At 46.0% G+C, this 12,150-nt stretch carries 13 protein-coding genes and 1 pseudogene; 12 read left to right on the forward strand and 2 right to left on the reverse strand.

The features are described from left to right. The first annotated feature begins 24 nt into the window (after positions 1 to 24). The 4 genes from glmS to C4885_RS00130 all read left to right on the forward strand — a co-directional run bounded on the left by glmS (position 25) and on the right by C4885_RS00130 (position 4,583). Positions 25 to 1,893 (forward strand): glutamine--fructose-6-phosphate transaminase (isomerizing), encoded by a 1,869-nt coding sequence (glmS, locus tag C4885_RS00115; protein WP_113998489.1) that lies wholly within the window; start codon positions 25 to 27, stop codon positions 1,891 to 1,893. Positions 1,894 to 2,085: 192 nt separating this feature from the next. Beyond that, complete coding sequence (locus C4885_RS00120) at positions 2,086 to 2,856, forward strand: FRG domain-containing protein (RefSeq protein WP_158538751.1); 771 nt, start codon at positions 2,086 to 2,088, stop codon at positions 2,854 to 2,856. A gap of 69 nt (positions 2,857 to 2,925) precedes the next feature. Continuing rightward, on the forward strand, positions 2,926 to 3,255 hold the full coding sequence (locus C4885_RS00125; RefSeq protein WP_113998491.1) for a hypothetical protein: 330 nt from the start codon (positions 2,926 to 2,928) through the stop codon (positions 3,253 to 3,255). An 83-nt stretch (positions 3,256 to 3,338) separates the two neighbouring features. Further along, positions 3,339 to 4,583 carry a HEPN-associated N-terminal domain-containing protein gene (locus C4885_RS00130; RefSeq protein ID WP_113998492.1) on the forward strand — a complete coding sequence of 415 codons (1,245 nt, stop codon included), beginning with the start codon at positions 3,339 to 3,341 and terminating at the stop codon, positions 4,581 to 4,583. 38 nt (positions 4,584 to 4,621) lie between these two features. Here C4885_RS00130 and C4885_RS00135 read toward each other — a convergent pair whose 3' ends face one another. Both C4885_RS00135 and C4885_RS00140 read right to left on the reverse strand, forming a co-directional pair. Further along, a complete protein-coding gene (locus tag C4885_RS00135; RefSeq protein ID WP_113998493.1) occupies positions 4,622 to 5,179 on the reverse strand; it encodes an ImmA/IrrE family metallo-endopeptidase in 558 nt (185 codons plus the stop codon). Between the two features lie 45 nt (positions 5,180 to 5,224). After that, entirely contained in the window at positions 5,225 to 5,626 is a 402-nt protein-coding gene (locus C4885_RS00140; protein ID WP_055185268.1) for a helix-turn-helix transcriptional regulator, read from the reverse strand. A gap of 283 nt (positions 5,627 to 5,909) precedes the next feature. On the opposite strand from C4885_RS00140, the gene C4885_RS00145 reads away from it, so the two are divergent. The 8 genes and pseudogenes from C4885_RS00145 (at position 5,910) to C4885_RS00180 (ending at position 12,121) form a co-directional block, all read left to right on the forward strand. Then, a complete protein-coding gene (locus C4885_RS00145) occupies positions 5,910 to 6,116 on the forward strand; it encodes a hypothetical protein (protein WP_097776605.1) in 207 nt (68 codons plus the stop codon). 402 nt (positions 6,117 to 6,518) lie between these two features. After that, positions 6,519 to 7,139, forward strand: a complete 621-nt coding sequence (locus tag C4885_RS00150; protein WP_113998494.1) for a sigma factor-like helix-turn-helix DNA-binding protein — start codon at positions 6,519 to 6,521, stop codon at positions 7,137 to 7,139. 373 nt (positions 7,140 to 7,512) lie between these two features. Continuing rightward, positions 7,513 to 8,394 carry a DUF6017 domain-containing protein gene (locus tag C4885_RS00155; protein ID WP_113998495.1) on the forward strand — a complete coding sequence of 294 codons (882 nt, stop codon included), beginning with the start codon at positions 7,513 to 7,515 and terminating at the stop codon, positions 8,392 to 8,394. A gap of 13 nt (positions 8,395 to 8,407) precedes the next feature. Continuing rightward, positions 8,408 to 9,070 (forward strand): phage antirepressor KilAC domain-containing protein, encoded by a 663-nt coding sequence (locus C4885_RS00160; protein WP_113998496.1) that lies wholly within the window; start codon positions 8,408 to 8,410, stop codon positions 9,068 to 9,070. 4 nt (positions 9,071 to 9,074) lie between these two features. Beyond that, positions 9,075 to 9,260, forward strand: a complete 186-nt coding sequence (locus tag C4885_RS00165; RefSeq protein ID WP_113998497.1) for a hypothetical protein — start codon at positions 9,075 to 9,077, stop codon at positions 9,258 to 9,260. A 31-nt stretch (positions 9,261 to 9,291) separates the two neighbouring features. Continuing rightward, positions 9,292 to 9,789, forward strand: a complete 498-nt coding sequence (locus C4885_RS00170; protein ID WP_113998498.1) for a PcfB family protein — start codon at positions 9,292 to 9,294, stop codon at positions 9,787 to 9,789. Between the two features lie 263 nt (positions 9,790 to 10,052). Continuing rightward, a pseudogene (locus C4885_RS00175) lies at positions 10,053 to 11,672 on the forward strand (VirD4-like conjugal transfer protein, CD1115 family); the annotation flags it as partial. Between the two features lie 233 nt (positions 11,673 to 11,905). Next, positions 11,906 to 12,121: a Maff2 family protein gene (locus tag C4885_RS00180; RefSeq protein ID WP_113998658.1), complete on the forward strand. Its 216-nt coding sequence runs from the start codon at positions 11,906 to 11,908 to the stop codon at positions 12,119 to 12,121. Positions 12,122 to 12,150 lie beyond the last annotated feature (29 nt).

The following is a 12,150-nucleotide window of genomic DNA, read 5'->3' on the forward strand; positions in this document are numbered from 1 at the left end:
TGAATAATAGGAGGGGCAAAACCTATGTGTGGAATCGTTGGATTTACAGGAAATCGACAGGCAGCACCGATCCTGCTGGATGGTCTGTCTAAACTGGAGTATAGAGGATATGACTCGGCTGGGTTGGCTGTCCGGGATGGAGAAAATCTGGCACAGGTCGTGAAAGCAAAAGGCCGTCTGTCCAATCTGATTGAGAAAACCGATAACGGTAATGCACTGAAAGGAACTTGTGGTATTGGCCATACCCGTTGGGCAACCCACGGTGAGCCGAGCCAGACGAATGCACATCCGCATGTTTCCGGTAACTGTAGTCGTTCCGGTTCCGGCACAGTTGAGTCTGAGGTCGTTGGCGTACATAACGGCATCATTGAGAACTATACTGAACTGAAAGAAAAACTGTTGAAGCATGGCTATACGTTCTACAGCCAGACGGATACCGAAGTGGTCATCAAGTTGGTGGACTACTATTATAAGAAGTACGACCTCGGCCCTATCGATGCCATTGCCAAGACAATGGTTCGTGTGCGCGGTTCCTATGCACTTGAGCTGATGTTCCGTGATTATCCGGGCGAGATCTGGGTGGCTCGCAAGGATAGCCCGATGATTATCGGCATTGCGGATGGCGAAACCTATGTGGCATCCGATGTTCCGGCAATCCTGAAATACACGCGCAATGTGTATTACATCGGCAACCTTGAGTTTGCAAAGTTGACGCCGGGTGAGGCGCATTTCTATGACCTGAACGGTGATGAAATTGAGAAGCAGACCACCGAAATCAAATGGGATGCAGAAGCAGCCGAAAAGGGCGGTTTTGAGCATTTCATGATGAAAGAGATCCATGAGCAGCCGAAAGCCGTCCAGGATACTCTTAATTCCGTAATCAAGAACGGCGCTATCGACCTGTCCGGCGTGGAGATCACTGAGGATGAAATCAAGAACTTCGAGCAGATTTATATTGTAGCCTGTGGCTCTGCATGGCATGTGGGCATGGCTGCTCAGTATGTGCTAGAAGATATGGCAGATATTCCGGTGCGTGTGGAACTTGCATCCGAGTTCCGCTATCGTAAGATGCCGCTCAATCGGAAGGCACTGGTGATCGTTGTCAGCCAGTCTGGTGAGACTGCGGATACACTGGCAGCACTGCGTTTGGCAAAAGAAAAGGGCATCACCACGATGGCGGTTGTCAATGTAGTAGGCAGCAGCATTGCGCGTGAAGCGGACAAGGTGTTCTATACGCTTGCAGGCCCGGAAATCTCTGTTGCAACGACCAAGGCATATAGCGCACAGCTTGCGGCCATATACTCCTTGGCTGTTCAGTTCGCAAAGGTGAGAGGAAAAATCACGGAGGAGCAGTACAGCTACTATATTTCTGAACTTCTGACTCTCCCGGAAAAGATGCAGAAAGCTCTGGAAGATAAGGAACGCATCCAGTGGTTTGCTGCGAAGTATGCCAATGCACACGATGTGTTCTTCGTTGGCCGTGGCATTGATTATGCAGTCTGCTTGGAAGGCAGTTTGAAACTGAAAGAAATCAGCTACATCCATTCCGAAGCATACGCTGCGGGCGAATTGAAGCACGGAACCATCAGTCTAATCGAGCAGGGAACACTGGTCATCGGTGTGCTTACCCAGAGCGAACTCTACGAAAAGACTATCAGCAATATGCTGGAGTGCAAGAGCCGTGGAGCGTATCTGATGGGGCTCACTACTTATGGCAAGTATGAAATCGAAGATCAGGTAAACTTCACGGTCTATGTTCCAAAGGTGGATGAGCACTTCGTTGGTAGTTTGGCAGTGATCCCGCTGCAGTTGCTGGGTTACTATGTGTCTGTTGCTAAGGGATTAGATGTAGATAAACCGAGAAATTTGGCTAAAAGTGTTACTGTGGAATAAACATAGAATAATAGTTTTGAATATGAATCCTTCGAGAAAACTATATTTAAAAGATCAAAATGTGGAGTGTAAAACATTAGAAAATCGGATAAAAACGGGAGAATTTATCGAAGTCATGGAGCTTAAGTGAATTGAAAAATATAATTTTACTGCTTCATGTCAACAAGATTTTTATTAGAGGAGAACTGTGTTATGCTTTGTGAATTGGAAGTCAATAACATTGGTACATATGTGGAACTGATTACACGAATTGATGCCGAACAACAGTATCGTATGTGGTTCCGAGGTCAGTCTGATTATTCGTGGGGGCTAGTACCATCGGTTCAACGGAAAGATGGCATGGGTGAACATTATGAGCAGTATATAACGACCAATTTCATGATTCATACCATGCGGCTGAATCCTAGTGTTCCACAACGGTATGACCGCGCATCGTGGTTGACGTTGATGCAGCATTATGGTTTGCCAACCAGGTTGCTGGATTGGTCGGAATCGCCTCTGGTTGCATTATATTTTGCATTGAGTAGTGACGAAGATGCAAAGGCGGATGCAGCCGTTTGGGTTCTGAATCCGATGAAACTGAATAAAAAAGTGGGTTATGGAGAATATGTGCCTCCGATAAACTATGACAGTCTGAGTAGTGACTTGGAAGGTGCATTTTCTAATCATGATAATGACAATAATGAATCACAGAATAGAATTATTGCATGTCATGGTGTAGGAAGCGACTTGAGAATGTATGTACAACAATCGGATTTTACGATTCACAGCACTTCTGAACATCTGGATAAGATACTCATGGCGGATGAATCCTGCGACTATTTTTATAAGATTCGTATACCGCAACAGATTAGAAAGCAATTATTAGTTCAGCTGGATGCGATGGGATTCCATGAAAGTTCTATTTATCCAGATATGGAGCATATTGCAAAAGAACAAGCAACCAGCCATTTCAATTTCTAAAATTGAAATAGAGCAAACAATATGATATACTTACATTAAAGCAATATGAATTTGATGGAGGTGTCCCCTATGCCCCGTCCCAAAGGTAGCAAGAATAAGCCCAAAACTGTGACTGCTGATTTCGCAACGCAGATTGCAGAAAAGCAGTCCGCAAAGGAAGCACTCACAGCTGAGATTGCATCCATCACCGCAAACATTGACACTTTGAAAGCTGACCTGAAAGAGAAGAAAGCATCGCTGAAAGCTATCGACAAGGAAATTGTCAAGCTGGAAGCAAAGAAGGCGAAGGCAGATGCCAAAGCTGTAGAAGAAGCAAAAAAGACAGAAGCAGAGTCCGTTCTGAAAAAGCTGCTTGCCGAAGGCATGAGTGCCGATGAAATTTTGGAAAAATTAAGATAAAGATATGCGCCTACAGTGGAAGATCTCTTTTCTGCTGTAGGCGTTCTTTTAATTAAAAAATGCTGTTAAGGGGAGAAAAAACAGTGGGACTTGCGAAAAGATTGATGATGGAATGCGAAGAGCGTGGTTATGGAACATCTGATAAGAAGGTTTGTTCCTGCTGTGTTCAAGACGAATACCTAAAAAAGCTTATTCAGCTAAACGGAGAAAAAGGAAAGTGTGATTACTGTAAAACTAAAAATGGAAAACCTGTCACAAGTCGAAAGGTAATTACCGTTGAACAGCTGATGTCTTTTATGATGCCGGCCATTAGGATATACTATCAGAGAGCAGATGGAAATCTCCCTTATGATAGTGAGGTTGGTGAGTACTGTGGAAATGTTATTGATCCATACAACTTTGTACATGATATTCTTGAAGAATATATTGAAACGCCGCATGATGAACTACTGGATGAGTTGACGGATATTTTGAATTTTGATGATAGAACAGAGGCAGATGATATATATGCAAGGGCCTATGAGCAGGATATAGAAAAATGGAAACTGTTTTGTAACCTAGTTAATGATAGAGAAGAATCGGTTGAGCAAATTGTCGCATTGTGCTTTAGAGATGACGCACCTGATGATTTGAAACGAATTGGGAGAATTATGCAGGGAGTCCTTGATAGTACTATAAAGATGAATATGACGGATACGATTCGGCCGACTAATTCGATTTACAGAGCTGTCAATTATCTAAAAATGGGGACAGTTACACCGGGGTTTGATAGAATTGTTGCAGGAACAATTGGAACTCCGCCAGCAAAATTCGTAAAAAATAACCGCTTTAGCGAAGAAGGCGACATGATGTTTTATGGTGCATGTAACCAAACTATTCTAAAAAGAGAAGTCACCAAAACAAAAAATCCTTACACAATCGGAACATTTCATACGAATAAACGAATCAATGTGCTTAACTTTTCGGGTATACAGTTATGGAAAAAACCAAGCATATTTGATTTGGAAAATAAGGAAACAAGAGATAGCTGGTTCTTTTTGGATTCTTTTATCCGAATGATTTCCAAGGATATACAAAGTTCCCAATCTGAAAAAGAGTATAAACCAACACAGGTGTTTACAAAATTTATCCAAAGGTACACGAAGTATTATGGGATAGAATATCGTAGTAGCAAATCAGATGCAACTGATAACAATAAGGCGGTAGTAAGGGATAGATGCTATGTGCTATTTGCAACAAATAGAGATTGCATTGATGAATGCGAACGAGCAGTAAAACTTGACCAGAAGCGATTGCAAATGATAATGGAAACTTATGTACAAGTATAATAAAAATCCTCTGCATATAATCTGCAGAGGAAAAAGTGCTATATAGCTGCTATTGAATCAAACTGAAAATGTGCCGGAAGGTTGAACTGTTTGATAAATGCATGGTGCTGGGCGTGATAATGCCTTAGATCATATCCCAGATGATGCAGCTCAAGAAGTTTTACCAGCACCAGATTGAGGTGAATCCGTTTCGCTGCGGAAATTTGCCCTGCGTCCAACCCGCGCTTCGTCATTTGATAGACTTCATCACTGTCCAACATCAGGTGGGATGTGAAAGCGTTATGCTCGTAAAGAAGGATGTGCTTGTCCTTAATGGTCAGAAACTTGTTCAGGGTATGCAAGTCCATAAGAAGCTGATGCTCAAGATAATGTCCAAGAGCATAGCCGCACACCATCTGCTTTGTCTGTTTGTCCAGCTGGCGATTGATAAGAATCAGTGGCTTATCAAAATAGAGCGAAAGCAAACCCAACATATCTTTAATGCGGGATGTTTCACTGATGTCCAGACTGCAACTGCGCGCGATTTGTTTGATGTTGCGAGTTCCGGCAGTTTGGACAAGTTCGTTGGCAGCTTGGTGAATAAACGCAGAATCCATAATGTGATCTCCTTCCGGGGATGGCATAGTGAATAGAACAGTGGTTCACAGGTTCATTATTCGTTCCTTTTCTCGTTTTTGTTCTCGGTACTTAAAATAGGCTTTGTGCATTTCATACATAATGCCGTCCATATCCTGCGGGGTCAACTCTCCGCTGGCAAATAGCTCAGTAAGCTCAAATGCGAGATGCTGGGCTTCTATTTTGCCCTTTTTTCCGTAGGCTTCGGCGGCACGTTCGATAAATAAAGACTGATCCGGCTGCAAATAGGTCAGAGGTACATGGAATATATCGGCCATCTTTTCAAGCATTTCAATGCTGCGAGGGTAGCGGCCATCACGCTCCCATCCGATGATCGTTCGTTTGTTGATACCCAGACATTGTGCCAATTCGTCCTGTGTTAAAGAATGCTTCTTTCGTAGATCGCGAACTTTCTCTCCAAATTTCATGTTTGCAACCTTTCTATGGCGTAGTTATCGTGCTGTAACAATGTACAAAGGAATTTGTGAATATTCAATCTGAAAGATGCAACGAATTTTCACATTTTCATCTTGACACGGCGGTACGACTTGCTTATAATATATGCTATATTCTATCATCTTTTGGATTATTATACCGTAAAAATCGTAAATATGCAAGCCGAAAAAGGTGAAAAAAGAGCGGAAGTTCAAAAGGTGAAATTGAATAGAAGAAAAAAGAAACTTAAACCAACACAAAGGAGGCCGTGAGAAGATGAGCAACGGAGAACATGAAATCCGCACCCCAAAGGGGCTGCGGATTGGGAATCGCAGTGTCGTTGATGGAAAGAATATGCTTCAGATCAAGCGTGGTGGCTGTGAAGATTATATTTCTGCTGAATCTCTGGTGGAGTGTATTCACGGCCTTCCCGTGAAGAGTATCGAATTTTTCACAGCAGAGAACCAACGGAAAGAAGCCTGAAGCAGAGTGCTTCATCGACACTGAAAGCGCAGAGGTGGAATCTTAGGCGGCACCTGGTTAGCCGACCAGCTCCACCAGACGTTCTTTTGGGTCTACAATATAATATCTGTTTGTTAGAGCGATACCGTAGCAATATGTGATATAGGCCGGAACAGAATGAGCGAATGCAGCGCAGTAGTACGCCTGCAAGTAGTTCATCCTGTTTCGGCTTTTTTATTTGAAAGTTTTTTGAAAAAAGTGGTTGCCAAAACCCTTATTTAGAATGCTATAGGTATAGGCATAATTTTAATCGAATGGAGCTTAGGCTCCCCGTTCAAAAAAAAAACGGGTGGGTCTGAGGTCATTTCTGCTGTTCTTTCATAGAAGACTCACCTGTTGCCGAAAGGCAGGAAGGTGGTTAAAATGAATTTTATTACTTTGAAAGAACTGAAGAAGATGGTTCCTGTTGCAAGTGAATTTAAGCGAGTGCCGGGTTTGAAGAAGATATTGGAAGATGGTATAGAAGTGATTCTCCGAAAACAGATGGAGAACCATGCGGAAGTAGTCGTCTATAAAAATGGATATGTTTCCTACCATGCACACGAAAGATATACGGTGTTTGCACTTCATAACTGTACACACTACTACTATGAATCGCAGGGAAATGAGCATCAGACAATTCCACATAACCATTTTGAGGATATGGAATGGCATATTCGTCTTGTGCTGGAGGGAGAGGATCGACTTGTGCGTAATCTTGAAGCACGGGAAAGTGAAACTTTTTCGTATGCGGCGGATGTGAATCCGGAGTATAACAATGAAATGGAAGATCCGCGTATAAATGTTATGGATTTTGTGTTGAATAAAGAATTTTTGAGAAAGGCAAGCGAACTGCTGAAAAAGCACCAGTGGGAAATGATTTGTCGCCACTATATTGAGGGAATGACGCACCGGGAAATTGCTGCTGAGATGGGAGTATCACATCAATATGTGACAAAGGGAATCAAAAAGGGGCTTGACCGCATCCGTTGCACTTATACATAATATAGAAAAACTGCCGTGGGGACTTAAAAATCCCTGCGGCAAATTTTTTTTGAGAAAATTTGAAAAAGTGGTTGCCAAACACCACTTTCAGAATGCTATAGGTGTAAGGGTTATACAACAAGCCCTCACAAAAGTTCTTTGAAAACTGAATAAGCCATCCCAGAGAGATACTTCTGGCACTGAATGTGCATCCTGCGCGTCTTACCAGAGAAAACGCCGCTGAAATATGGGGCAGGAACGGGCTGGGGCCGAATGGAAAAACTCAAATAACAGCAGATACACTGCGGCGGAGCAAGGAAACGTGTTCCACCGCAGGAATGTACTGTTATTTCCAATAGTGCAAATCCAATCAGACAGGGGGTGATGAATTTACATGGAGTACCCGTATTTCAAAGGTCTGGAAGCAGACCGATACAGCTTTTACCGTGTGCCGAAGGCACTGGTCAAGGCTGATCCATTCCAGAAGATGTCCGGGGATGCCAAGCTGCTGTATGCGGTGCTGCTGGATCGTATGAGCCTTTCCATTAAGAACGGCTGGCAGGACAAGCACGGCAACGCCTACATTATCTGCACGATAGAGGAAGTCATGGACTCTATTCATTGTGCCAGACAAAAGGCAGTCAAACTGCTGGATGAACTGGAACAGGAGTTTCGGCTCATCGAGCGGCGCAGACAGGGACTTGGCAAACCCAATCTGCTGTATGTGAAAGACCTTTATGCGGGGCTTTCGCAATCGAACTACTGGAAGTATGAAAATCATACTTCCGGCAGTTTGAAAAACGAACTTCCGGGAGTTCTAAAATCAAACGGAAGTAATACTGAGAAGATAAATAAGACAGATAGTAGTGAGACTGATCTTATCTATCCGGCTGAACTGCAGGAAGAAGAACAGTACCGCCGCTATTTCAAGGAGGCTCTGGAACTGGAAATTCTGGAACAGGGCTATCCGGCAGATAAAACGGTTCTGTATGAGATTCTGGAACTGCTGGTTGAAACCGTCACCAGCAGAAAGAAGTTCCTGCGCATCTGTGGCGAGGAAAAGCCGAAAGAGGTGGTGAAAAGCCGCCTGATGAAGCTGGATTCCTCGCATATCCAGTACATATTGGAGTGCCTAAAAGAAAACAGCACTCAGATTCGGAACATCAAGCAATATCTGCTGGCAACGCTCTACAATGCTCCCGTGACCGTGGATAGCTATTATTCCGCACAGGTTCGGCATGATATGGGGTGGGGCGGCAGGGTAGATAAAAATTAAGGAGGACAACCCCATGAACATCGTATTCATGAGTATGGACACGCTGCCCTCTACGCTGTGGGCGCGTGATCTGTATGACCAGATGCACATTCGCAGCGACTTCCGCAAGTGGTTCCCGCGTATGTGCCAGTATGGTTTCATCGAGGGCCGCGACTACGAGTATATGCCCCGTTTCCGGCTGCAGGATGAGGGCGGGCGCACGGTCCAGCGGTATGTGAAAGACTACCGCATCACGCAGGACATGGCAAAGAAGCTCTGCAAACTGCACCATACGGCAGTCGGCGCGGCGTATCGTCCGCAACCGTTTGACTGGGATGCGCTGTTCGGCCTGCTGCATAAGAAGCCGCCGCGTCGGAGCAGCTACGAAGCGCAGCTGAGCGATTCGGATTCGCTGGTGACAACCACGCAGATCGCCAAAGAGTACGGCTGCGGAGCAAAGGTGTTTAATCGGCTGCTGCATCTGCACGGCATCCAGTACCGGGCCAACGGCCAGTGGGTGCTGTATTCGGAACACCACGGTAAGGGCTATACGTCCAGCCTGACGTTCCGGCTCCAGCGCAGCGATGGTTCCGAGGTGGAAAAGCTGCACACGGCATGGACGCAGAAAGGTCGGAAGTTCCTTTATCATACGTTGAAGCGGCACGGGGTGCTGCCGCTGGCTGAACAGGGAGGTTAAACCTATGAATTTTACCGATAATCCGTTTGAACGCATGATGCGCCAGCGTCCGGGAACGGACAGCGGCCATCCTTGCAAGCACTGCCGGCACAAATGGGAGTGTGGCTATCTGCTGCACCAGTGCCGTAAGAAGTTTCGCTCCATGTTGGGGAATACGGTATCTCCTGTGTCTGGGGCAGACCACCCCTGATACAGCAAAGATAGAGAGGAGATGAGCAACCATGCAGGAAGAAGTCACTGAGAAAACCATCGCGCTGTGCATCAAAGGAGGAAAAATCACCGCACAGATTTTGAAAGCAGCCCTGTTAAAGCTGCTCTCAAAGATGGAGAAGAAGAAACAGCAGGCAAAAGGAGAAAAAAGCCAATGTGAAAAATCGGGTAAGCAGAGCATTAAGAGCCTGCAAAAGAGCGGCGCACAGATCACGAATATTGTGGTTACAGACAATAATATCAAGTCCTTCGACCGGGTGGCCCGGAAATACGGCATTGATTACAGTCTGAAAAAGGTGGAGCAGGATGGCAAAACAGAGTACATGGTCTTTTTTAAGGCCAAGGATGTGGATGTTATGACCGCCGCCTTTAAGGAATACACCAGCGAAACGCTGAAAAAGCAGAAGCGTGAATCGGTGCGCCAGAAGCTGGAAAAGGTGAAAGCGGAACTTTCCAATCACCGTCAGCTCAAGAAAGAAAAGAAGAGGGAGCAGGAAACGATACGATGAAAAATCCGAAAACACCTGCCCGCCTGCCGCGCAAAGCACCGTCCAACCAGACGGGCGGCACGGCATGGGGCAAAAAACTGGCTGCGGAAATCAGCCGGATGGCGCAGGCAGCAGATATGAAAAAGCTGATCCTGCTGAATTTTCCGTACATTATCGCCTTCTACATGGTGGAGAAAGCCGCATGGCTCTACCGTCATTGCAATGGCGATTCCGTGGTGGACAGGCTGATGGTTCTTTTTATGAACTTTGGCCTGGCCTACAAAAGTTTCTTGCCCAGCTTTCATCCGTTTGATCTGTTGATAGGTCTGGTCGGCGCAGCTGCGCTGAAAGCAGTGATCTACTTCAAAGGGAAAAACGCGAAGAAGTATCGGCAAGGCGAAGAATATGGCTCTGCCCGGTGGGGAAACCAGAAGGACATCGAACCTTTTATTGACCCGGTATTCGAGAACAACGTCATCCTCACACAGACCGAACGGCTGATGATGAGTGGTAGACCAAAGCATCCGAAGTACGCCCGCAATAAAAACGTCATTGTGATCGGCGGCAGCGGCAGTGGCAAAACGCGATTTTACGTCAAGCCCAACTTGATGCAGATGCCCCAAAAGGTCAGCTATGTCGTAACGGACCCCAAGGGTACGATCATTATCGAGTGCGGAAAGATGCTCTCGGATGCCGGGTATAAGATCAAAGTCCTGAACACCATCAACTTCAAAAAATCAATGCGGTACAATCCGTTCCATTACATCCGCAGTGAGAAAGATATTCTGAAACTGGTCAATACCATCATCGCTAACACAAAGGGTGATGGAGAAAAATCCGGCGAAGATTTCTGGATCAAAGCGGAACGGCTGCTCTACTGTGCATTGATTGGCTACATCTGGTATGAAGCCCCGGAGGAGGAGCAGAACTTCTCCACGCTGTTGGAGTTTATCAATGCCAGCGAAGCCCGCGAGGATGATGAAACCTTCAAAAATGCCGTAGATGAGCTTTTTGAGGAACTGGAACAGAAGAAGCCGGAGCATTTTGCAGTCCGGCAGTATAAGAAATACAAGCTGGCTGCCGGCAAGACCGCTAAGTCGATTCTTATTTCCTGTGGTGCCAGGTTAGCCCCATTTGACATTGCGGAGCTGCGTGACCTGATGGCCTACGATGAAATGGAACTGGATTTGCTGGGAGATCGCCGCACAGCCTTGTTCGTTATCATCTCCGACACGGACGATACGTTCAATTTCGTGGTGTCCATCATGTACACCCAGCTTTTCAATCTACTTTGTGACCGTGCAGACGATCAATGCGGAGGTCAGCTAAAGTATCATGTGCGGCTGCTGCTCGATGAGTTCGCAAACATCGGGCTGATCCCGAAGTTTGATAAGCTGATCGCCACCATCCGCAGCCGCGAGATTTCGGCATCCATCATCCTGCAGTCGCAGAGCCAGTTGAAAACCATCTACAAGGATGCCGCAGAAACCATCATCGGCAACTGCGACACCATGCTGTTCCTCGGCGGCAAGGAAAGTTCGACGCTCAAAGAAATTTCCGAAACGCTGGGAAAAGAAACAATCGACCTATATAACACATCCGACACACGCGGTCAAAGCCCATCCTTTGGTACAACCTACCAAAAGACCGGAAAGGAGCTTATGAGCCGGGACGAGCTTTCTGTCATGGATGGCAGTAAGTGCATCCTGCAGCTGCGCGGAGTCAGGCCATTCCTGAGCGACAAATTCGACATTACCAAGCATAAGCGGTACAAGGAGCTTTCGGACTTTGATAAGAAGAACGCTTTCGATGTAGAACGCTATCTGAAGCACGAACTCAGACTGCGGATGGATGAAGAATTTGATTGCTACGAGGTGAATTTGTCCGAAGAAAGCACAGCATAGGAAGGAGGCCATTATCCGAAGTAAATACACCCGCCCGCCTGTCCGGGCAGACCCCGTGGCAGGTAACTTGTCCGACTGATTTCTACATTTTGCGATTCCAAAAGGCTGATTTTTTATGAAAATGAAAGGAGAAGCCAGAATTGCAGGAAACAGGTAGCACCGAAGATGTGCCAGCCTGTTTTTCTTTTGGAATCGTATTTTTTATCAATGCTGCAATCTGGCGAAAAACGACTATGGAATTCTTCAATCAGGCTATTACCGTTCTGCAGACTCTCGTTGTTGCCATCGGCGCGGGCCTTGGTGTTTGGGGCGTTGTGAACCTCATGGAAGGGTACGGAAACGACAACCCCGGCGCAAAGTCGCAGGGCATGAAGCAGCTGATGTCCGGCGGCGGTGTCATCCTCATCGGCACCCAGCTGATCCCGCTGCTCTCTGGTCTGTTCGGCTAATCAACAAGCGATAGGAGGAAAACCCGCCA

Source organism: Subdoligranulum sp. APC924/74 (assembly GCF_003324125.1).
Classification (GTDB): domain Bacteria; phylum Bacillota; class Clostridia; order Oscillospirales; family Ruminococcaceae; genus Gemmiger; species Gemmiger qucibialis.

Bases quoted from the DNA above. Each gene is read 5' to 3' on its own strand.
- glmS (WP_113998489.1), top strand. From the start codon at position 25: ATGTGTGGAATCGTTGGATTTACAGGAAATCGACAGGCAGCACCGATC.
- C4885_RS00120 (WP_158538751.1), top strand. From the start codon at position 2,086: ATGCTTTGTGAATTGGAAGTCAATAACATTGGTACATATGTGGAACTG.
- C4885_RS00125 (WP_113998491.1), top strand. From the start codon at position 2,926: ATGCCCCGTCCCAAAGGTAGCAAGAATAAGCCCAAAACTGTGACTGCT.
- C4885_RS00135 (WP_113998493.1), bottom strand. From the start codon at position 5,179: ATGGATTCTGCGTTTATTCACCAAGCTGCCAACGAACTTGTCCAAACT.
- C4885_RS00140 (WP_055185268.1), bottom strand. From the start codon at position 5,626: ATGAAATTTGGAGAGAAAGTTCGCGATCTACGAAAGAAGCATTCTTTA.
- C4885_RS00145 (WP_097776605.1), top strand. From the start codon at position 5,910: ATGAGCAACGGAGAACATGAAATCCGCACCCCAAAGGGGCTGCGGATT.
- C4885_RS00150 (WP_113998494.1), top strand. From the start codon at position 6,519: ATGAATTTTATTACTTTGAAAGAACTGAAGAAGATGGTTCCTGTTGCA.
- C4885_RS00155 (WP_113998495.1), top strand. From the start codon at position 7,513: ATGGAGTACCCGTATTTCAAAGGTCTGGAAGCAGACCGATACAGCTTT.
- C4885_RS00160 (WP_113998496.1), top strand. From the start codon at position 8,408: ATGAACATCGTATTCATGAGTATGGACACGCTGCCCTCTACGCTGTGG.
- C4885_RS00165 (WP_113998497.1), top strand. From the start codon at position 9,075: ATGAATTTTACCGATAATCCGTTTGAACGCATGATGCGCCAGCGTCCG.
- C4885_RS00170 (WP_113998498.1), top strand. From the start codon at position 9,292: ATGCAGGAAGAAGTCACTGAGAAAACCATCGCGCTGTGCATCAAAGGA.
- C4885_RS00180 (WP_113998658.1), top strand. From the start codon at position 11,906: ATGGAATTCTTCAATCAGGCTATTACCGTTCTGCAGACTCTCGTTGTT.